A 21,450-nucleotide genomic window follows, 5' to 3' on the forward strand; every position below is an offset into this window, starting at 1 on the left:
CGGCGGTCACTTTTCGCCGTCTGTGCTCTACGGTGGTGCGCGTCGAATCTGACACACCGTCAATTCCGCTTCACCACAAGCCTGTCCGCCACGCCGCGGCCCGTCCGAGGAGCATCGCCATGAGTGACACCCCCGTCCGCGACCGCACCGTCCTGGTGACCGGCGGCGGCTCCGGCATCGGCCGTGCGATGGCGCTCGCGTTCGCCGCGCTGGGCGACCGCGTGGTGGTCGCCGACCTGGCGGCCGAGACGGCTGCCAAGACCGTCGCGGAGGTCGAGGCGGCCGGCGGCACCGCGACCGCCGTGCACGTCGACGTCGCCGACGAGGAGTCGGTCGCGGCGATGACGGCCGCCTCGGTCGACGCGTACGGAGGGCTCGACGTCGTCTGCAACAACGCCGGCGTGGTCGACTCGATCGGGCTGCTGGAGGAGATCACGCTCGCCGAGTGGCGGCGCACGCTCGGCGTCAACCTGACCGGGGCCTTCCTGGTGGCCCGCGCGGCTCTGCCGCACCTGCTGGAGACCAAGGGGAGCCTGGTGAACACCGCGTCGGTCGCGGGCCTGCGCGGGGCGGCGGGCGGTGCCGCGTACACCGCGTCCAAGCACGGTGTCGTCGGGCTGACGCGCAGCATCGCGTACATGTACCGGGAACAGGGGGTGCGCTGCAACGCGCTGTGCCCGGGCACGGTGAACACGAACATCATCCAGGGCGAGATCAGCATGGCGGGCTTCGAACGCCTGTCCGGCGTCATGATGAACGCCGGTGCGATCGCGGAGGCGGGGCGGGTCGCGTCCGTCGCGGTATTCCTGGCCTCGGACGCCGCGTCGCACGTCACCGGTGCCGTGCTGCCCGTCGACGGCGGCTGGTCCGCGGGCTGACCGGCGGGCGGCGCGGCGCGGGGGCGCACGCCGATGCGCGAGAATCGCCCCCATGTTGTTCGGCATCCTGGGTCCTGTCGAGGCGCGGCGCTCGGACGGTACGGCGGTCGCGGTCGGCGGCCCGCGCGTGCGGTCCCTCCTGGCGCTGCTGCTCCTGAACGCGGGGCGCGTCGTCCCCACGGAGACTCTGGTCGACGGGCTGTACGGCGACAACCCGCCGAGCGGTGCCGCCAACGCGCTGCAGTCGCAGGTCTCGCGGCTGCGCAAGGCCCTGCGCGACGGCGCGGGCACCGACAAACTCGTGGAGTTCCACGCGGCGGGCTACCGGCTGGCCGTCGACCCCGAGCGGGTCGACGCCCACCGGTTCGCGCGCCTCGCCCGCGAAGGCCGCCACGCCCTCACGCGGCGCGACCACGCGACCGCGGAGCGCTGCCTCGCCGAGGCACTCGCCCTGTGGCGCGGCCCGGCGTTCGCCGACATCCGCGACGCCCCCTTCGCCTCCGGGCAGGCCGACGCGTGGGCGGAGCAGCGCCTCGACGCGGTCGCCGACCGGTGCGAGACGCGCCTGGCACTCGGTCAGGGGTCGGAGCTGGTCGGCGAGTTGCGTCGGCTCGTCACCGAACACCCGTTGCGGGAACGGTTTGTCGGACAGCTCATGCGCGCGCTCTACGGCAACGGGCGGCAGGCGGAGGCGCTGGCGGCCTTCGACAGCGCCCGGACACGTCTCGCCGACGAACTCGGTGCCGACCCGTCCGCCGAACTCGCCGCGATCCACGTGGACATCCTGCGCGCGGCCCCGTCACTCGCCACCCCGGCGTCCCCCGGCACGGCCCCCGAACCGCCCGAACACCGGGGGCTGCCGGCGCCGTTGACAAGCTTCGTCGGCCGCGACGACGAACTCGCCAGAATCGGGACACTGCTCGCGTCGGCACGGCTGGTCACCCTGACCGGGCCGGGCGGAAGCGGCAAGACGCGGCTGTCGGTCGAGGCGGGTCGACGCCGCCCGGGCGAAGTGTGCTTCGTCGAACTGGCCGCCGTACGCCGCCGCGACGAACTGGTCCAGACCCTGCTGAGCGCGCTCGGGCTGCGCGAGACCGGGCTCGGCCCCCTGGCCACGGGCCCGGCCGACGCGACGACGCGCCTGGTGTCGGGGCTTGCGGCACGCGACCTGCTGCTGATCCTGGACAACTGCGAGCAGATCGTCGACGACGTGGCCCGTCTCGCCCACACGATCCTCGGCGCGTGCCCCGGAGTCCGGATCCTGGCCACGAGCCGTGAAGCCCTCGGCGTCACCGGCGAAACGCTGTGCCCCGTACCCACCCTGGCGGTTCCGGACGCGGACGCCCCGCTCGACGTCGCGCTGGCGGCACCGGTGATCCGCCTGTTCGCCGACCGGGCCGGAGCCGTGTGCCACGACTTCGCGATCGACGCGGGCAATCTCGCGGCCGTGCGCGGTATTTGCTCGGCACTCGACGGCCTCCCCCTCGCCGTCGAACTCGCCGCCGCCCGCCTGCGGACCCTGCCCCTCGACGAGATCGGCGCCCGCCTCGACGACCGGTTCCGCCTGCTCTCCCGCGGCAATCGCAGCGCCGCACCCCGGCACCGGACGCTCCGCGCCGTGGTCGAGTGGAGTTGGGAGCTGCTGGACGCGTCCGAGCAGGAACTCGCCCGCAGGCTCACGGTGTTCGTCGGCGGCGCGACCATCGAGGCGGCTGCCCGGGTGTGCGGCCTGTCGGACGGCGACGCCGTGGAGCTGCTGGCCGACCTGGCCGACAAGTCGCTGATCGAGGGCCACGCCGGGCGCTACCGCATGTCCGAGACCGTGCGCCTCTACGGCTCCGAGCGCCTGGAGGAGGCGGGCGAGCGCGAGCGTTTCCGGCGGGCCCACGCGGACTACTTCCTCGATCTCGCGCAACGCGCCGAACCCCGGCTGCGCACCGGCGACCAACTCCTGTGGCTGGACCGCCTGCGTGCCGAACACACCAACCTCCGCGCGGCGTTGCGGTGGGCCGTGACCGCCGACCCGGCGCTCGGGCTGCGGCTCGGCGCGGCCCTGACGTGGTACTGGTGGCTGCGCGGTCTGCGCCGCGAGGCCTCGGGGCCGGCGGGCGAGCTGATCGCCGCGGTCGGCGACGTGCCGCCGCCGGGGATGACCGAGGAATACCTGCTGTGCCTGCTGACGTCCCTGCACGCCGAGTTGACGCCGGGCGGCGAACCGCGACCCGAACTGGTGGCCCGGGCCCAGCGCTTGTTCTACACCCTGGACGAAACGCCGCGCCAACCCGAGCTGTTCGTGGTCCTGAGCACGGCGACCGGCCCGCTGAGCCCCGCCGAGCGCTCCCGCACCCTGCTGTTGATCGGCGACGACCCGTGGTCGCAGGCGACGACCCGGATCGGCTACGGCTTCGTGCACCTGTACGGCGGCGAACTCGCCGAGGCGGAGCGGTACTTCCGCGAGGCGCTGACGCGTTTCCAGGCCCTCGGCGACCGTTGGGGCCAGGCCAACTGCTTCGACCAGATAGCGGTGTTCGCCGACTGGTCCGGCGACACCCGGGGCGGTCTCCTCCTCATCGACGAAGCGCTGGAGCTGATGCGGCAGTTGGGCATCACCGACGACATCGACGACCTGCTGCTCCGGCGCGCCGAGATGTGCGTGCGCCTGGGCGATCGGGACGCGGCGCGCGCGACGTACGAGCAGGTGATCGCGTCCGCGACCGGCAGCGGACGTCCCACGGCGGTGGCCGTGGGACGCGCGGGGCTGGGCGACCTGGCCCGCCGCGAGGGCCGGATCGCCGAGGCCGCGCGGCTCCAGGAACGCGCGCTGGCCGCGTGCCCGTCCGACTCCTTCGACGCGGCCGGCGCCCACGCGGTGATCCTCACCTGGCTCGGGTGGACGTCGCTGGCACTCGACGACGCCGCCCGGGCACGCGCGTTGGCCTACGCGGCCATCGACATGACCTACCGCCAGGCCAACCTGCTGACGGCCGCCGACGGCATCGAAGTGCTCTCCGCGGCGGCCCTGCACGACGGCGAGGCGGCCGAGGCGGCGGTCCTCCTGGGCCTCGCCACCAAGACGCGCGGCTCGGACGTCCCGGGCCGGGTCGAGGTCGAGCAGGTGCGCGCCGCCGCCCGCGAGGCCTTGGGCGCCGAGGCGTTCGAGACCGCCCGCGCCCAAGGCCGGGCGGTACCGCGCGACGCGGTCCTGACCCACCTGGAACGACACCGCACCGTCGGCGCGTAGGGCGGACGGCAGAGGACCGGAAGCGGCACACGACCGCGGGCCCGGCGGTCGGCGCGGCGGTCTTGTGGCCACGAGGGTCGGCGCGGCACGCACGGTCCGCCCACCGTCGCGGGCCGGGCGGAATGCGCCGCGGCGGGTCGGGCCGGGACGGGCCACGCCTCGGCGCGTACACGCGTCGAACCCGCAGGCCCCCGAAGGCCAAGGGGGCTTGCCGGCTCCGGCCGTCGACCGGCGCCGCGGTGGGCGTCGGCGGCTCGGAGTCGCCCGCGGCGTTCCGGTGCGTACGAGCGGTGCGACGGGCCCGGGCCGCTCAGGCCGGGGTGGTTGGGGCGGTCCAGGCTTCCAGGCGGGCGCGGACGCTGGACGCGTAGGGGCTGGTCGCGCCGTAGCGGGCCTCGGCCTCGGCGACCAGCAGGCCGTACAAGTGCGCGGCGCGGGTCACGTCGCCGGTGACGCCGACCCAGTGGGCGAAGGCGTTCTTGGCGTCGAGCGTCACCATGGCCTCGTCGCCGAGCGCGGCGCGGCAGTCGCCGACCAGGCGTTCGAAGTGGCGCATGGCGCGCTCCCCGTCGCCGGACCGGCCGACCCACATCGCCCACTCCCCCCGCACCGAGAACGTGTCGGGGGCCACCGCGCCCATCGTCCGCAGGTAGTCGCCCGCGAGCACCGCGGCGGCCTCCGCGGCGCCCGCGGCGTTCCCGGCGAGCCCGATCCAGCGCACGTGTTCGCCGCGCACGAGCAGGGTGAAGGGGTGATCGGCGCCGAGCGCGTGGTACGCGCCGCGCGCCGCCGACGCGGCCTGGTCGCGGGCCGCCGCGGGCCAGCCCAGGATCCCGGTCGCGTCGACGACCCCGAGCAGCGAGCAGACCGCGTACGCGTGCCACGGTCCGAATGTCTGGACCGCGACCTGGTTGGCGTGCTGGAACGCCTCCAGCGCCTCGTTGGTGTGCCCGTCCTGCGCCAGGCGGCAGGCGTGGTCGTAGGGGGCGATCGTGGCGTGGTCGACCGGGGACTGCGGCGGGGCGTACGCCCGCGCGGCGCTGTAGCGCCGGGGGCTGGGCTCCGGCGGGGCGGGGGTGGCCCGAGGGGTGACCGCGCGCAGCATCTGCGTCCCCGGCGGCACCTTGGGCGGCGGCGGCACGGCCTGGGTCCGCGACTCGGGCATCGCCGGCATGGGCGCGTCGCGGAACGCGCGGACCAGGTCCCAGCCCTTCTCGTCGAGCCAGCCCTGGGCGTTGTCGTGGGCGACCAGGTCGACCTCGTCCGCCAGCAAGCGCACGACCTCGGCCGGGCTCGGCCGCAGCCCGGGGTCGCGGCGCAGGCACAACTCCACGATGCCGCGCAGGGGTTCGTCCAGGTCGACGGCCGTGTGCACGGGCACCGGGGCCTCGCCCTGGGCCAGTTGGATCAGGGTGAGCCCGAGGCCGTACACGTCGCTGGCGGTGGTGACCGCGACGTTTCCGTACGCTTGTTCGGGCGACATGAAACCGGGCGTGCCGATCGCCGCCGTGCCCCCGGTGGAGACGTACGTGCCTTCGGCGTGCACCACCCCGAAGTCGATGACGCGCGGGCCGTCTTCGTCGAGCAGGATGTTCGACGGCTTGAGGTCCCGGTGGACGACGCCGACGGCGTGGATCGACTGGAGCGCCTCGGCGATCCCGGCACCGAGCCACATCACGGTCCGCGCGGGTTGCGGACCGCACGTGCGGATGAGGTGGCGCAGCGAGGGCGCGGGGACGTACGCGGTCGCGATCCACGGGAAGTGCGCGACCGGGTCGCTGTCCACCACCGACGCGGTGAACACCCCGCTGACCCGGCGGGCCGCCTGTGCCTCGTGGGCGAACCTGCGCCGAAACTCCCCGACGGCCGCGAACTCGGGACGGATCGTCTTCACCGCGACCCAGCGCCCGGCGGCGGACCGGGCCAGGAAGACGCGCCCCATGCCGCCGTCGCCGAGCCGGGCCAGCACCTGGAACGGCCCGACCGCGGCCGGGTCCCCCGGCTCCAGCGGAGCCCAAGCGGACACCCGCACACCCCTTCCGGCACCTGCCGATCACGTACCGGTGCGCCGGTGGCGCACCGCTTCCCCCAGGGCCAGGCCAGCGGATCTTTTCACATTCCCGGCCGTCCGCCCGGACGCGCCGCGATCCGCCGGCCGGCTCTCAGCCCGGCGCCGCGGCCACCGCGTCGCGCAGCTTGGCGAACTCGGCCGCGAGCGTCGCGGCGGTGAAGTGGGCGTTGAGGCCGCTGGGGTTGGGGAGCACCCACACGCGGGTGTCGCCCACGGTCACGGCCTGCCGCCCGAGCACCGCCTTGGGGGCGGAGAAGGCGACGCGATAGGCGCCTATGCCGACCACCGCCAGCCAACGCGGCCGGTACGCGAGCACCTTGCCGCGCAGGATCTCGCCGCCCGCGCGGTACTCGTCGGCGGACAGCTCGGCCGCGCCCGCCGTCGCGCGCGCGACGACATTGGTGATGCCGAGCCCGAGACCGGGCAATTGGTCCTCTTCGTCGGGCCGAAGCAGCCGGGGCGTGAACCCCGACAGGTGCAGCGCCGGCCAGAAGCGGTTCCCGGGACGCGCGAAGTGATGGCCCGTCACCGCCGACATCAGCCCCGGGTTGATCCCGCAGAACAACACGTCGAGACCGTCCCCGAGCACGTCGGGCACCGTCCGCCCGACCGCCGCGGCGAGTTCTTCGCGGGTATAGCGCGTGTTCACCCGCCCATTCTTCCCGACGCACGCGGGTGCCGGGCACGCGGGACGGGACGGCTGTCCGGTCCGCGCGGCGATCCGGCGAAACCCGCGCGCTCCGCCGGCCCCGGCGTTCCGGAACACGCCCGGACGGCGGATGTCCTCCCGGGTGTCGGCGCGGTCGGGTAGGCAGGAGTGATGTCGCCCGAGCCTGGCACCGCTCCCCTGCCCGCCGATCTCGCCGCGCGCGTCGACGAGGCGCTGGCCGCGTTCGCGGACCCGGTCCGGGCCGAGGGCGCGAAGCGCTACCTCCGCAGCGACCTGACGCACTACGGGGTCGCGGTCCCGGACATCCGCGCCGAGGTGCGGGCCCGCCGCAAAGCGCACCCCGTCCTGACGCACACCGACGTCGTCGCCGTGACCCGCGCGCTCTGGGCGCGGCCCGTGCACGAGACGCGCCTCGCGGCCTGCCTGTGGCTGGAGGCGTACGCCGACCGGCTCGTCACGGACGACACCGGGCTGCTGGCCGGGATGATCGGCGAGGCCGACACCTGGGCGCTGGTCGACGTGCTCGCCGGATCGGTGGCCGGGCGCCTGCTGTTGCGCCTGCCCGAGACCGTGCCGGCGTACCGCGCGTGGGCGGCGCAGGAGGAGATGTGGCTGCGGCGTTCCGGCGTGCTGGCGTTTCTGCTGCCGATCAGGTCGGCGGAGACGTACGCGCGCTGGTTCCCGGTGTTCACCGAGGTCGCCGACCCGCTGCTGCCGGACACGCGGTTCTTCGTGCGCAAGGCCGTCGGCTGGGTGCTGCGGGAGGCGACCCGGCACCATCCCGACGGCGTGGTCGACTGGGTGGCGGGGCGCCTGGACCGGATCTCGGGGCTGACGCTCCGCGAGGCGCTCAAACGTGTGGCCGAGGAGCGCAAGGCGCCGCTGATCCGCGCCCACCGGGGTCAGGCGGTCTGAGAAGCCGGGTGCGCGCGGCGGGCGGAAAAGCGTTTGCCGCGGCCTGCCGCCCGCCGTAGTTTTCTTCCCGGCCCCGGCTCGCGGGGCCGTCACGATCGGACAGGAGAAGGCCGTTGCTCGTCTGAGGCCGGAGACCGCACCCGCAGCGCCTCGTGCGTGCGGGGACGCGCGAACTCGACCTCGGTACGGAGCCGCCCTCTCGATCTCCTGTCGGCCTTCGCCGCCTTCTCGGGTCGTCTTCCGCCGCGTCCGCGTGTCCCACGACGCCGTCCTGACACCCGCGCATCCCCTGGAGGCCCCTTTTGTCCGGTCCCTTGACCACGACGTCCGTCGTCTGCACCGACCTCGATTTCTCCTGGCCGGACGGCGGCGCGCTCTTCCGCGGCCTCCAGCTCGCGGTCGGGCCGGGACGCACCGGCCTGGTCGGGCTGAACGGCGCCGGCAAATCGACGCTGCTGCGCCTGATGGCGGGCGAACTGGCGCCCGCGCGCGGCTCGGTGAGCGTGCACGGCCGGCTCGGCTACCTGCCGCAGAATCTCACGCTCGACACCGAGGCCCGTGTCGACGACGTCCTCGGCATCGCGGCCAAGCGTGCCGCGCTGCACGCCATCGAGGCGGGCAGCGTCGACGAGGCGCACTTCGCCGCCGTCGGCGACGACTGGGACGTCGAGGAACGCGCCTCCGCGACCCTCGCCCGACTCGGGCTCGGCCGCCTGGAGTTGGACCGCACGACCGGCCGGCTCTCCGGCGGCGAGTGCGTACTCCTGGCGCTGGCAGGGCAGTTGATGCGGCAGCCGGACGTGCTGCTGTTGGACGAGCCGACCAACAACCTCGACCTCGTGGCGCGCGAACTGCTGTACGACGCCGTCGAGTCGTGGCGGGGCGCGCTGATCGTGGTCAGCCACGACCGCGAACTCCTCGACCTGGTCGACCAGATCGCCGACCTGCGCGACGGCGGGGTGCGCTGGTTCGGCGGGACGTTCACCGAGTACGAGCGCGCGTTGGAGGTCGAACAGGACGCCGCGGAGCGCATGGTCCGCGTCGCCGAGTCCGACGTACGCCGCCAGAAGCGCGAACTCGCGGACGCCCAGGTCAAATTGGCGCGGCGGGTGCGCTACGGCCAGAAGATGTGGGACAACAAGCGCGAGCCGAAGGTCGTGATGAGCGCCCGCAAACGCCAGGCACAGGTCACCGCGGGCAAGCACCGCACCGTGCACACCGAACGGCTCGCGGGGGCGCGTGAGCGGCTGACCGAGGCCGAGCGCGCGGTCCGCGACGACGACGCGATCCGCGTCGACCTGCCCCTCACGGCGGTACCCGCCGGGCGCGTGGTCGTCTCCCTCCCGGGGGTGCGGCTGCGCCACGGCCCGCGCGTGAAGCTGGACGTCCGGGGCCCGGAGCGCATCGCCCTGGTCGGCCGCAACGGCTCGGGCAAGACGACGCTGCTGCGGACCGTCGCGGGGCTGGCGGCCCCGGAGGGGGGCGAGGTCAAACGGGAGGTCCCGCTGCGGTATCTCCCGCAACGCCTGGATCTGCTGTTCGACGAGCTGACGATCGCGGAGAACGTCGGGCGCTTCGCACCGGGCGCGACCGACAACGAGATCCGGGCGCGCCTGGCCCGGTTCCTGTTCAAGGGGCGCAAGGCCGACCAGCGGGCCGACACGCTGTCGGGCGGCGAGCGCTTCCGGGCGACGCTGGCCGCGCTGCTGCTGGCCGAGCCGCCTCCGCAGCTGCTGATGCTGGACGAGCCGACCAACAACCTCGACTTGTCCGGCGTCCGGCAGCTCACCGAGGCGCTGGAGTCGTACCAGGGCGCTGTGATCGTGGCGAGCCACGACGTGCCGTTCCTGCGCGACATCGACGCCACGCGGTGGCTGCGGCTCGACGGCGAGGGATTGACGCGGGTCGATCCGATGTGACCGACCGGTCGGGGGTGGGGAACCACCCCCGGCCACGTGGGCACGGTCATCGACGGCAACAGCTTTTGCCCGCCGGCCCGTTGCCCTCGGCGTCGCCGGCCCGGCGTCCGCGTGACCGCGGTGCCGGGCCGGCGACGCGGGCGGGCGTCCCTCGCCCGGCACCGAATTCCCCGACTGCGACAATGACCGGCGATGACATCCGCTCTTCTCTCCGCCCTCCCCCGGCCCGCACCGGCGTCACCCCACGCCCGGGCCCTCGACTCCCTTCTCGGCCTGACCCTCGGCGACGCCCTCGGCGCGCAGTTCTTCGTCCCGGACAACCTGCCGCTGCTGCGGCGGCGCGCGCTCCCGGCGGCGCCGTGGCCGTGGACCGACGACACGGAGATGGCCTGCTCGGTGTTCGCCGAGGTCGTGCGCAACGACCGCGTCGACCAGGACCGGCTGGCCGCCGCGTTCGCCCGGCGCCACGACTTCGACCGCGGCTACGGACCGACCGTCAACCGCATGCTGCGACTGATCCGCGCGGGCGGCGCGTGGCGCGAGTTGTCCGCCGAGCCCTTCGACGGGCAGGGGTCGTGGGGCAACGGGGCCGCGATGCGCGTCGCGCCTCTGGGGGCGTGGTTCGCCGACGACCCCGAACGGGCGGCGTACGAGGCCGCCGCGTCGGCCGAGGTGACGCACCGTCACCCGGAGGGGGTGGCGGGAGCCGTCGCGGTTGCCGTCGCCGCCGCCCTGGCGTGGCAGGGACGGTCCGAGGACCCCGAGGCGTACGTGTCGGCGGTCGCCGCCGCGACCCCGCCCGGCCTGGTGCGTGAACGCCTGGGGGCCGCGGTGCGCCTGATCGACCGCGGGGACCCCGCCCGGGTCGGACGCAGCCTCGGCAGCGGCAGGCGCGTCAGCGCGCCGGACACCGTCCCGTTCACCATCTGGGTCGCCGCCCGGTACCGCGACGACTTCGAGGCCGCCATATGGGCCACCGCGTCGGCCGGCGGCGACGTCGACACGACGTGTGCGATCGTCGGCGGCATTCTCGGCGCGCGCGTCGGCCGCCCCGGTCTCCCCGAGGCGTGGTGCGCGGCGGTGGAGCCGTTGCCCGCCTGGACGTTTCCGGAGGAGCCGGCGGCCTCCGAGGCCCCCGGGACCGCGTGACGGCCGCGCCGGCACCGGCCGCCGACGCGACCGCTACGGCCGTCGCGTCGCGCCCCCGGCGTCGTCCGCGCCGACTCGACCGGGCTGACGGATCAGCCACCGCAGGTGCGCCCGCTCGGTCGCCAGGGTGATCACCGCGAGGACGATGACGGCCACGGCCGCCCACCTCGGCCACGCGAACCACGCGGCGGCGACCGCGGCGGCCACGTGCAGGATCACGATCGCGGCGGAGGCGACGCCGGGGACGGCCACCGGCACGTGGTGTTTGTCGCCGGGCGTCGAGAACACCGTCGGGAGCCCGATCAGGACGACGGTCGCCGCGACGGCGAGGGGGACGGACTCCCCGGCCAGTGCCCACGGCGTCGCCACCCAGGCGACAATCTCGGTCAGAAACCGAAAGACCGAAGACAGGCGGTCATCAGGACGAGTCGTCGCCAGGGGTATGTGGTTCACGGACGTACCGTGCCACAAGCATGCCGGGCCCTCGATTCCCCGTGTCTCCGCCGCGCTCTCCGCATCCGGGGCCACCGATTCCGGACGATCGGCGGGCGTCACGGCCGACGGCGAGGCGACGGATCCGGGAGACTCCGGGCCGAGTCGGCGGCGGCCCGGCGACAATCGCGGGCGCCCCGCGTGACCCGCGACACGCCGACGCCCCCTCGCCCCGAGCCCCCCGAGCCCCCCGCGCCCCCCGCGCCCCTTCACCCCCGTCAAGCCACCCCGGCGTTCCCAGGGGGCGGGGAGGCCGATACGGTGGCGGGATGGGACCGCTGAAGCCTGATGTCACCGAACTTATCGTCGCCGTCGTCTGTTTCGCGCTCGTCTTCGTGATCGTCGGCAGGGTCCTGCTGCCGCGCATCGCCCGTGTCCTCGAGGAACGCCACGACCTCACCGAAGGCCGTCTCGACGAGGCCGACGGCATCAAGGAGGAGATCGCCGGGGTCGCGCAGGAGCTGCAGCGCGAGCTGGGCGAGGGGCGCCGCGAGGCGGCTCGGGTGCGGCAGGAGCTGGTCGAGGAGGGCGCCGAGGCCATCGCGTCGCTGCGGGCGGAAGGCCAGCGCGTGCGCGAGGAGCTGGTGGCGTCGAACCACCGTGCGATCGCGGAGGAGCGTGCGATCGCCGAGGCGGCGCTGCACGCGGAGCTTGGCCTCATCGCCACCGAGCTGGCCGGCAAGGTCGTGGGCGAGTCGCTCGGCGACTTCGTCACCTCCGGCGACACCGTCGAACGCTTCCTCGCCGACGTGCAGGCGCACGCCGAGGAGAACGCGGCAAGCTGACCGCCCCCGAGGCGGCCCACGGACATTCCCGAGCATGTCCACGCACACCGGCCCCCGGAAGCCGCCCCCGGCACCGGGGGCCGACGTATGCCCGTGCGCGGTGCCGGGCGGCCCGTACGATCGACACCTCCACGAGCCGACGAGCCGACGAGCCGAGACGCCGGGTGCCGGGTGCCCGGCACGACCGCGAGGAGCAGCGCATGACGGAGCAGCCGCCGGGCTTCGTGTTGCCGCTGCGGCTGATCATGGCGTTCCGCGCGATCGTCGACGAGGTGCACGCCGAGCTGGCCGACCAGGGCCACCCCGACGTCCGGCCGCTGTTCGGCTTCGTCTTCCAGGCCATCGGTCCGCACGGCACGACCGCCGCCGACCTGGCACGCGCGCTCGGCGTGTCGAAGCAGGCGGCGGGCAAGACGATCGCGACGCTGGCGGACCTCGGGTACGTCGCCGTCAGCCCCGACCCCGGCGACGCGCGCCGCAAGCTCGTCAACCTGACCCCGCACGGCGTCGACTGCCTCGTGCGTACGAACCGCGCCTTCGACGCCATCCGCGACCGCTGGGTCGACCGGCTCGGCGCGGAGCGGGTGCGCGCACTCGACGCCGACCTGGGGCGCATGGCGCCCGGGGACGTGTTCCGGCTCGACATGCCGGGGTGGTTCGGGGGCGCGGGCTGAGGCATCCGGCGTCCGCCCCCGCGCGTCGTTTGACTTCAACCGCACTTCAACCCGCAGTGTGGGCGCATGACTTCGACGACAGCCTTCTCCCCCGCCGAACTCGCGTATCTGCTGGACCAGCGGCTGGGCCGCCTCGCGACGGTCGCCCCCGACGGGACGCTCCAGAACAACCCGGTCGGCTACACGGTCGACAACGTGCGCGGCACCATCGAGATCCGCGGCTACACCATGGGCGCGAGCCGGAAGTTCCGGAACGTCGCCGAGAACCCCGAGATCGCCTTCGTGGTCGACGACATCGCCTCCCTCGACCCGTGGACGGTACGCGGCATCGAGATCCGCGGCACCGCCGAGGCCGTACGCGGGGAGAAGCCCGCCGGTGAGGGGCTGAGCCCCGACATCATCCGCATCCACCCGCGCCGCGTGGTGGCTTGGGGAATCGATCCGGAGAGCCCCGGGATGGCAGGGCGCGCCTTCCGCCGTCCCGCCTGACACCGACCGGGCGGCACCCGTCGTCGCCGCACGTGAGCGGCCGGGCCGCAGGGGTGCTCAGCGTCCGCCGGCCAGCACGAACCGTACGTCCGCGTCGAGGTTGCGCAGCGCCTGACTTGGCGTCAGGGGAGCCGGGGATTCCGGCAGTTCGCGGCCTCCGAGGGAGGTGGGGAAGACCTCGCCCGCACCGAGGATCGTGCTGCCGGCGGCCTGGATCGCGAGGACCTCGCGCGTGCGCTCGGGCAGGCCCGCCCAGTTCGGGAAGTCGATCAGCGGGGCCTTCGCCGGGTCGTGGAACTCGGGCCGCGGCAGTCGCAGCCCGGCGGCCCGGGCGGTCTCCCCCACCTGCTCGGCGAACTCCTCGCAGGTCAGTGCGGCGGCCCCGGCACAGACGCGGTAGAGGGCGGGCAGCCGTCCGGCATCGGCGACGGCCCGCAGCGCGAGGGCCGCCACCGCGCGGCCGAGCAGGTCGCGCGGGACCATGTCGAGGCGCTGGTGCGGCCCGCACGCGGAGATCCTGGCACCGCCGAGCAGCATCTTGATGTGTCCGTGCACCGCCTGGTACTCGGGAATCCAGCCGGTGCCCGCGTCCCCCATGACCACCGACGGGCGGACCACACACGCCACGGCGTCGGACGCGGCGACCGCGCGCTCCGCGGCGATCTTCGATTCGAGGTAGGTCAGCGGCCGGGCCGAGCAGTCGCCGGGGATCATCGCGGCGGCCTCGCGCGCGTGGTCGATGTGGTCGACGAACGCGGTCGATATGTGGATCAGCGGCGCGTCCGCGTCGTGGGCCAGCTCCGCCATGCGGCGCGAGCCGGACACGTTCACGCAGTGGAAATCGTCGGCGTTGTCGTCGAAGCACGCCCGACCCCCCGCGTGCACGACGACGTCGGCGCGGGCCGCGAGTTCCGTCCAGGCACTGCTGTCGAGGCCGAGTCGCGGGGACGCCAGGTCGACGGATATCTCGGCGTGTGCGTGCACGGACGCGCGTCGGCCGCGCAGCGCGACGATGTGGAAGGAGGGGCGCAGCGCGCGGGCGATCGCTTCGCCGACCACGCCGCTGGCCCCGGTCAGCAGGACGACCGGCAGGTCGGTCGGCGGTTCCTCCGCGCCGGACGAGGTGTCGGCGGGCCGAGGGACCGAGGAGAAGTCCGGCGAGGAGGCCGGCGACGGCAGGGCCGCCGACATCAGCGTCGGGGCGGGTACGACCACCGGCATGCGGGCCGGGATCACAGGCTCGGACAGGCGGGACAAGATGCTCACCTCTCTTCACCGGGCGCCACGGGGCGCGAGGCATCCTCCGGGCAACGTAGGCGGGGGATGTGGCCGCTGCCACTCGAACGGTGACCGGCTGCGATTTCCCCTGTTCGGAGGCGGGAACATGTGAGCGAACAGCGGCCGACACCGTCGTCGCGCTCGACCGCGCGAGCGGCGCGACACGCCCGGGCGGCGGCCGGTGTGGCCGGGGAGCACGAACGCCGCCGTGACGGTCACGGGTCTCGGGCCTTGATCACGAACACCCGGGTCGCGGACGCGCCGCGCGGCGCACCGGCGGACCGGGACTTCACCCGTTCGGCGCACGCGTCCCGCACGGCCTGGCGATTCCTCACGCCCATGCCCTGCCCGATGTTGTGTTTCCGCAGGTCACAGCCCTTCCGGTGACAGCGTCGGCAGCTCTTGTGCGGCGCGCGCGTCTGCTGGCCGGGGGCCGACCGGCGCGGGTAACCTCGGCCCGGCGGCTACCGAAAGTAGCCATGTCGGGACGGGTGGCGAGGCAAGGAGGCCCGGCGATGGAATACGACGAGTACCGCGGTCACGACGCGGTGGGGTTGGCCGGGCTGGTGGCGCGCGGCGAGGTGAAACCCGTCGAGCTGCTGGAACTGGCCATCGGCCGCGCGGAGGCGGTCAACCACCGGTTCAACGCGATCGTGCGCCCGATGTACGACATCGCCCGCGAGCGGGCCAAGCTGCCGCTCGCGGGGCCGTTCGCGGGTGTCCCCTTCCTGCTCAAGGATCTGGCGCAGGACTACGCCGGCCTGCCCACGGGATCGGGGTCGCGCGCGCTCGCGACGTACCCGATGCCCGAGCACGCGGAGGTCGTCCGCCGCTGGCTGGACGCCGGGCTGGTGGTCTTCGGGAAGACGAACACCCCCGAGTTCGGTGCCAAGGCGGTCACCGAGCCCGCGGCGAACGGGCCGTCGCGCAATCCGTGGAACATCGCGCACACGCCCGGCGGTTCGAGCGGCGGTTCGGCGGCGGCGGTCGCGGCGGGCATCGTGCCGGCGGCGGGCGGCAACGACGGCGGCGGATCGATCCGCATCCCGGCGGCGTGCTGCGGCCTGTTCGGCCTCAAGCCGGGGCGCGGCCTGGTGCCCAGCGGCCCGGCGTACGCGGAGATGCTGCACGGTGCGGCGGTCAACGGCGTCCTCACGCGCAGTGTGCGCGACTCGGCGGCGATGCTCGACGTGATCGCGGGCATCGACCCGGCCGGCCCGTATGTGCCGGCGCTGCCGGAGACTTCGTACCGCGAACTCGCGCGCCGCGAACCGCGTCGGCTGCGCATCGGCTACGCGACCGCGTCGCCGATCGGGATGGACGTCTCGTCCGAGGCCGTCGCGGCGGTGGAGGACGCCGTGGGGCTGCTGCGCGAGCTCGGCCATGTCGTCGAGGAGGCGCAGACCGGCGTCAACGAGCGGCAGTTGGCCCGGGACTTCCTCACCCTGCTGTTCGCGTCGATCGCGGCCGACATCGACCTCGTGCGGCGCGGAACGGGGTGCGGCGAGGACCAATTCGAGCTGGACACGCGCATCATGGCCGCGGTCGGCCGCGCGACCAACGCGCCGGCGTACGTCGCGTCGCACAACCGCTGGAACGAACACAGCCACCGTCTCGCGCTGTTCCACGAGTCGTACGACCTGCTGCTGACCCCGACGCTCGCCCATCCGCCCGCCAGGGTGGGCCAGGTCGCGACGCCGGTGTGGATGGAGGCGGCCGGGCGGCTGCTGCTCGCGGTGCGCAGTGCGGGCCTGCTGGCGATGACCGACCTCGTGGACCGTGTCGCCGACGAGAACCTGCGCTGGACGCCGTACACGCAACTGGCCAACATCACCGGGCGCCCCGCGATGTCGGTGCCGACCCACTGGACGGCGGAAGGTCTGCCGTTGGGGGTGCAGTTCGTGGCGGGTCTGGGCGGTGAGGGCCTGCTCCTGTCGCTCGCGACGCAACTGGAGCAGGCGCGCCCGTGGTTCGACCGGCAGCCGCCGCAGTAGCCGGTGGCGCGGCCGGCGGCGGTCAGCGGTCCGGCGCCGGCCGGGGTTCGTCTCGGAGTCGGTCTCGGGGTTCGTCTCGGGGTTCGCGGCGGGGTTCGCGCAGGAAGCAGCCGAGGACGAGTGCCGCGGCGGGCACGAAGCACATGATCGCGAAGACGCTCTGCGGGCCGTGGGCATCGGCCGCGAGCCCGAACACCGGTGAGATCAGGCCGCCGATGCTGACCGCGAGGCCGAGGGTCACGCCCGCCGCCGTCCCGGGCCTGGTCGGCAGGTAGTCCTGGCCGAGCTTGACCAGCACCGCGAACGGGATGTTCAGCGCGAACCCGGTTCCGGCCGCGAAGAGCAGCGGCGGGTACGCCCCGGGCAGCAGGCGCAGGGCGACCAGCATGGGGATGACGATCACACCGCCGAGCCGCACCGTGCGGACCAGCCCGATCCGGTCGGCGATCCGGCCGCCGGCCAGGGTGCCGAGGACTCCCCCGCCGAGGAAGAACGCCAGCGCGGTGCCGCCCAGGGCGTGCGACGCGCCGAGGTGGCGGATCCAGTACAGCTCGATGAACGTGGCGATTCCGGAGAAGACCACCGAGCGCACGACCTCGATGCCGGTGAGGACGAAGAACGGCGTCCACTGGTCGTCACCTGTGCGCGCCGTGTCGGCTGCGGCGGCGAGGACGCGCTGCCGGTGTCTGTTGCGGTAGAGCACGTACGCGACGAGCACCGCGGGCGGGATGAACAGCGCGGTGGCGCCGACCCCCCACGCGACCAGGGCCGGCGTCGCGAGCACCGGCGCCAGGAAGAAGCCGACGCTGCCCCCGGCCGCGAACACGCTCATGGCCGCGGTGCTGTCGCCGGCCTCCTCGCGCGCGGCCTTGCCGGCCGCGGGGTGGAACATCGCGACGCCGAGACCGGACAACAGGATCAGCGTCCACACCGCGACGTACGGCTGGACCAGGCCGGAGAGCCCGAGCCCCAGGCCGGCGACCGCGACGCCGGCCGCGGCCATCCAGCCGACGCGCATGCGGTCGACGGCCACGCCGAGGAACGGCTGCGGGATCGCGCTGCCGAGGGTGGCCGCGAGGGTCAGGCCCGACGCCGCGACGTAGCTGTAGCCGCGGTCGAGGACGAAGTACGGGACGCTCGCCGGGACGAGCCCTTGGTAGAGGTCGTCGACGGCGTGCGCGATGCCCCACAGGCGCATGCGCCGCCACACCGACTCGGGTGGCGGGAGTGCGCCGGGCGCGGCGGGTTTCGCAGGGGGGCTCGCCTGGGGTCGGGCCCCGGCGGGGTACGGTGCCGCGCGGCCGACCGCGGCCTCGGCGGCCTCGTGCTGGGACATGCTGGGATTCGCCCCTCGGGGTGGATGCGTACGGTTGCCCGTCCAGCATCACGAGCCCACCCGCGTGTCGGCTGTCGTTATTCTGACGTTCCATGTCGACAACCCGCCAACACCTCGACGGCCCGGCCCGTGTCCCGCTCGCCCACCGCGAGCGCGTGGACTGGCACGACCACGCGGTGAACCAGCTCATCTCCCCCGGGCTCGGTGTGCTCCAGGTGTCGACTCCGGACGGCACGTGGGTGGTCCCGCCGCATCGTGCGGTGTGGATTCCGGCGGGTGTCGCCCACGCCCACGAGGCCCACGGGCCCAGCGAGTTGCGCACCGTGTGCTTCGCGGCGGACGTCAATCCGCTGCGCTTCGACCGGCCGACCGTGCTCGCGGTGACACCGCTCCTGCGCGAGGTGATCGCCGCCCTCAGCCGGGCGGCCCACGTCCCTGACCGCGATCGTCCGCTGACACCGGCTCAGGCGGCCAATCTGGAACGCGTCGCACTCGACCAGTTGCACCGCGTCGAGGCGCTGCCGCTCGGGCTGCCCTCGGCGCGCGACCCCCGGCTCCGCGACGTCGCCGACCTGCTGACGGCCGATCCGGGCGACGAGCGCACGCTCGCCCAGCTGGGCCTCGCGGTCGGGGCCGCCGAACGCACGCTCAGCAGGCTGTTCCGCACCGAGACCGGCATGAGCTTCCCGCAATGGCGCGGCCAACTGCGGCTGCACCACTCGCTCAAGCTCCTCGCCGAAGGCGCCTCGGTGACCACCACCGCGGCCCGCTGCGGCTACGCGACGCCCAGTGCGTTCATCGAGGCGTTCCGCACCGCGTTCGGCACGACGCCGGGGGCGTACCGCAAACGGGCGCTGGACGCGTGACGCCCGCCGCCCGCGTGCCGACGAACACCGTGCCCCGCGGGGCACGGTGACGAGGCGTCGGCCGTCCGCGGGCGCCCTCGGGGATCAGAGGATGGCGCCCGGACGGTACTTCGCGGCCTCCGGGAACCGGTCGGCCACCTCCTGGATCCGGGCGACGACATCGGCGACCTGCGCGGACGCGGCACCGGTGAACGACAGACGGTCGGCCAGCAGGGCGTCCAGCTCGGCGCGGCCGAGCGGGAGGCGGTCGTCGGCGGCGAGGCGGTCGAGGAGTTCGTTGCGCTCCGCACCCTGCTCGCGCATCGCCAGCGCGGACGCGACCGCGTGCTCCTTGATCACCTCGTGCCCGGTCTCGCGGCCGACCCCCGCCCGGACCGCGGCCATGAGGACCTTGGTGGTCGCGAGGAACGGCAGGTAGCGGTCGAGTTCGCGCGAGACGACCGCCGGGAAGGCCCCGAACTCCTCCAGCACGGTCAGGAACGTCTCGATCAGGCCGTCGAACGCGAAGAACGCGTCGGGCAGCGCGATGCGGCGCACCACCGAGCACGAGACGTCGCCTTCGTTCCACTGGTCGCCGGCCAGCTCGGCGGTCATGGACATGTAGCCGCGCAGGATCACCATGAAGCCGTTGACCCGCTCACACGAACGGGTGTTCATCTTGTGCGGCATCGCGGACGACCCGACCTGCCCGGGCTGGAAGCCCTCGGTCACCAACTCGTGCCCGGCCATCAGGCGGATGGTCTTGGCGAGCGACGACGGCCCCGCGGCCAACTGCACGAGCGTCGAGACGACGTCGAAATCGAGCGAACGCGGATACACCTGCCCGACGCTGACCAGCGTCGCGTCGAACCCGAGGTGCCGGGCGACGCGGCCCTCCAACTCGGCCAGCCGGTCGCGGTCGCCGCCGAGCAAGTCGAGCATGTCCTGGGCGGTGCCGACCGGCCCCTTGACACCGCGCAACGGGTAGCGGCCCAGCAGGTCTTCCAGGCGCGCGTACGCCACCAGGACCTCGTCGGCGATGCTCGCGAACCGCTTGCCCAACGTCGTCGCCTGCGCGGCGACGTTGTGCGACCGGCCGGCCATGACCAGCTCCGCGTTGTCGGCGGCGAGTTCGCCGAGCCGGGCCAGGACCGCGACGGCCCGGTCCCGGACGAGCCGCAACGACTGGCGGATCTGCAACTGCTCGACGTTCTCGGTGAGATCGCGCGAGGTCATGCCCTTGTGCACGTGCTCGTGCCCGGCCAGCGCGTTGAACTCCTCGATGCGCGCCTTCACATCGTGGCGGGTGACGCGCTCGCGCTCGGCAATCGAGGCGAGGTCGACGTTCTCGACGACCGCCTCGTAGTCGGCGATCGCCGACGCGGGCACGGCGATGCCGAGATCGGCCTGCGCCCGGAGCACGGCCAGCCACAGGCGGCGTTCGAGGACGACCTTGTGCTCGGGCGACCACAAGGTGGCCAGCTCGGCGGAGGCGTAGCGGTTGGCCAGGACGTTCGGGATGCGGGGCTTGCTCGCAGGCTGGGGCGTCACGTTCGGCAATCTTAATCGCCAGCCGGACGGGGCCGTCCCTCGGCCGGTGCGCGGACGTGCGCATGGGGGCCTCCTCAGCCGCCGAACATCTGCTTGCGGCCGATCGCCGTGGCTGCCGCACCGCCGGTCGCGGTCGCGTCGAGGGCGTTCTGCCCCATCGGCACCGTGAGATCGCCCGCCGCGTACAGCCCCGGGATGTTCGTCTCGCGGCTCGCGTCCACGGTGACGAACCCGCCCTCGTCGACGGCCAGGCCCAGGGACGCGACCAGCCGTCCGATAAGGGGCACCTGGCGCTGCGTCAGATGCCAGAGCAGGGTCTGCCGGGGAAGCGTGCGGCCGTCGTCCAGCTCGACGGTGTGCAGCTCCCCGCCGCGGTGGTGCAGCCGTGCGACACGGCCCTCGACCAACTCGCGCTCCGCGGCTTCGTACGCGGCGCGCACCTCGTCGAGGCGCGCTATGTCGGGCGGCACGATGGCCAGGATGTCGCCGGACCAGGCGCGGAAGGCGCGCGCGGCCGTGATCGCGTGGTCGGGGTCGTGGTGCACGAGCCCCCACGCCCGGTCGCGGTTCTCCCAGCCGACGCAGAACGGGCAGTGGATCACCGAGCGCCCCCAGCATTCGGCGAATCCGGGGATCTTCGGGTGGTCGTCGACCACGCCGGTGGCGAGGACGACGTGGCGGGCCCACACCCGCTCGTCGGCGCCGTCGTCGCCGGAGGCGGTGATCCGGAAGCCGCCGTCGGGGTCGCGCGCGAGGTCGGTGACCTCGGCGGACCGCAGCGTCGCGAGGCCGTACCGGCGCAGGTCGCCCCACACCGCGGCGCGGACCTCGTCGGGCGTGCGGGTGTCGAGGCCGAGCAGCCCGTGGGCGCCGCGCGAGACCGCGTTGCGCGGGGGCGAGGGGGCTTCGACGACGATCGTGCGCTGCATGAGGCGGGTCGCGCTGACCGCCGCGCTCAGCCCGGCGGGGCCGCCGCCGATGACGGCGATGTCGTAGTGGGCCGGGGACTCCGGTTGCGTGCTCATGGCGCTCCTCGGGTGGTCGGCGGGTCGCGTCGGATCTCGGCGATTGCCATATGACCGACCGTCGGTCATATTGGTGACCCAGGGCCATACTAATGACCGCCGGTCATTCGTCAAGCACGCGTCACCCGATGGCATGCT

At 74.0% G+C, this 21,450-nt stretch carries 17 protein-coding genes; 10 read left to right on the plus strand and 7 right to left on the minus strand.

The window, feature by feature from the left end; translation table 11 throughout:
* Positions 1–119: 119 nt before the first annotated feature.
* A complete protein-coding gene (locus LO772_RS05600; protein ID WP_231777245.1) occupies positions 120–878 on the plus strand; it encodes an SDR family NAD(P)-dependent oxidoreductase in 759 nt (252 codons plus the stop codon).
* Positions 879–930: 52 nt separating this feature from the next.
* Positions 931–4,119 (plus strand): BTAD domain-containing putative transcriptional regulator, encoded by a 3,189-nt coding sequence (locus LO772_RS05605; protein WP_231777246.1) that lies wholly within the window; start codon positions 931–933, stop codon positions 4,117–4,119.
* A gap of 310 nt (positions 4,120–4,429) precedes the next feature.
* On the opposite strand, the gene LO772_RS05610 is transcribed toward LO772_RS05605, so the two are convergent.
* Together LO772_RS05610 and mug are read right to left on the minus strand one after the other, a co-directional pair.
* A complete protein-coding gene (locus LO772_RS05610) occupies positions 4,430–6,145 on the minus strand; it encodes a serine/threonine-protein kinase (protein WP_231777247.1) in 1,716 nt (571 codons plus the stop codon).
* A 136-nt stretch (positions 6,146–6,281) separates the two neighbouring features.
* Positions 6,282–6,839: a G/U mismatch-specific DNA glycosylase gene (gene mug, locus LO772_RS05615; protein WP_231777248.1), complete on the minus strand. Its 558-nt coding sequence runs from the start codon at positions 6,837–6,839 to the stop codon at positions 6,282–6,284.
* Positions 6,840–7,010: 171 nt separating this feature from the next.
* Between mug and LO772_RS05620 the strand changes: the two genes are divergently transcribed.
* The 3 genes from LO772_RS05620 to LO772_RS05630 all read left to right on the plus strand — a co-directional run bounded on the left by LO772_RS05620 (position 7,011) and on the right by LO772_RS05630 (position 10,843).
* Positions 7,011–7,775, plus strand: coding sequence for a DNA alkylation repair protein (locus LO772_RS05620; protein WP_231777249.1), 765 nt, complete (start codon positions 7,011–7,013; stop codon positions 7,773–7,775).
* Between the two features lie 314 nt (positions 7,776–8,089).
* A complete protein-coding gene (locus LO772_RS05625; RefSeq protein ID WP_231777250.1) occupies positions 8,090–9,694 on the plus strand; it encodes an ABC-F family ATP-binding cassette domain-containing protein in 1,605 nt (534 codons plus the stop codon).
* 192 nt (positions 9,695–9,886) lie between these two features.
* Positions 9,887–10,843, plus strand: coding sequence for an ADP-ribosylglycohydrolase family protein (locus tag LO772_RS05630; RefSeq protein ID WP_231777251.1), 957 nt, complete (start codon positions 9,887–9,889; stop codon positions 10,841–10,843).
* 33 nt (positions 10,844–10,876) lie between these two features.
* Here LO772_RS05630 and LO772_RS05635 read toward each other — a convergent pair whose 3' ends face one another.
* Positions 10,877–11,212 carry a hypothetical protein gene (locus tag LO772_RS05635; protein ID WP_331717308.1) on the minus strand — a complete coding sequence of 112 codons (336 nt, stop codon included), beginning with the start codon at positions 11,210–11,212 and terminating at the stop codon, positions 10,877–10,879.
* Between the two features lie 392 nt (positions 11,213–11,604).
* Here LO772_RS05635 and LO772_RS05640 point away from each other — a divergent pair, with 392 nt between their 5' ends.
* The 3 genes from LO772_RS05640 to LO772_RS05650 all read left to right on the plus strand — a co-directional run bounded on the left by LO772_RS05640 (position 11,605) and on the right by LO772_RS05650 (position 13,283).
* Positions 11,605–12,120, plus strand: coding sequence for a F0F1 ATP synthase subunit B family protein (locus LO772_RS05640; RefSeq protein WP_231777252.1), 516 nt, complete (start codon positions 11,605–11,607; stop codon positions 12,118–12,120).
* Positions 12,121–12,320: 200 nt separating this feature from the next.
* The gene (locus tag LO772_RS05645; protein WP_231777253.1) at positions 12,321–12,794 is read left to right on the plus strand and encodes a MarR family winged helix-turn-helix transcriptional regulator; all 474 of its coding nucleotides are present in this window, start codon (positions 12,321–12,323) and stop codon (positions 12,792–12,794) included.
* Between the two features lie 66 nt (positions 12,795–12,860).
* Complete coding sequence (locus tag LO772_RS05650) at positions 12,861–13,283, plus strand: PPOX class F420-dependent oxidoreductase (protein ID WP_231777254.1); 423 nt, start codon at positions 12,861–12,863, stop codon at positions 13,281–13,283.
* 57 nt (positions 13,284–13,340) lie between these two features.
* Here LO772_RS05650 and LO772_RS05655 read toward each other — a convergent pair whose 3' ends face one another.
* Complete coding sequence (locus tag LO772_RS05655; RefSeq protein ID WP_231777255.1) at positions 13,341–14,549, minus strand: SDR family oxidoreductase; 1,209 nt, start codon at positions 14,547–14,549, stop codon at positions 13,341–13,343.
* Between the two features lie 527 nt (positions 14,550–15,076).
* Here LO772_RS05655 and LO772_RS05660 point away from each other — a divergent pair.
* Positions 15,077–16,555: an amidase gene (locus LO772_RS05660; protein WP_231777256.1), complete on the plus strand. Its 1,479-nt coding sequence runs from the start codon at positions 15,077–15,079 to the stop codon at positions 16,553–16,555.
* Positions 16,556–16,577: 22 nt separating this feature from the next.
* Here the strand turns inward: LO772_RS05660 and LO772_RS05665 are convergent, their stop codons facing one another.
* Entirely contained in the window at positions 16,578–17,891 is a 1,314-nt protein-coding gene (locus tag LO772_RS05665) for an MFS transporter (protein ID WP_331717309.1), read from the minus strand.
* Between the two features lie 92 nt (positions 17,892–17,983).
* On the opposite strand from LO772_RS05665, the gene LO772_RS05670 reads away from it, so the two are divergent.
* Entirely contained in the window at positions 17,984–18,757 is a 774-nt protein-coding gene (locus LO772_RS05670; protein ID WP_231777257.1) for an AraC family transcriptional regulator, read from the plus strand.
* Positions 18,758–18,841: 84 nt separating this feature from the next.
* On the opposite strand, the gene purB is transcribed toward LO772_RS05670, so the two are convergent.
* Positions 18,842–20,287 (minus strand): adenylosuccinate lyase, encoded by a 1,446-nt coding sequence (purB, locus tag LO772_RS05675; RefSeq protein WP_231777258.1) that lies wholly within the window; start codon positions 20,285–20,287, stop codon positions 18,842–18,844.
* A gap of 74 nt (positions 20,288–20,361) precedes the next feature.
* Positions 20,362–21,312, minus strand: coding sequence for an NAD(P)/FAD-dependent oxidoreductase (locus LO772_RS05680; RefSeq protein ID WP_231777259.1), 951 nt, complete (start codon positions 21,310–21,312; stop codon positions 20,362–20,364).
* Positions 21,313–21,450 lie beyond the last annotated feature (138 nt).

Source organism: Yinghuangia sp. ASG 101 (genome assembly GCF_021165735.1).
Taxonomy (GTDB): domain Bacteria; phylum Actinomycetota; class Actinomycetes; order Streptomycetales; family Streptomycetaceae; genus Yinghuangia.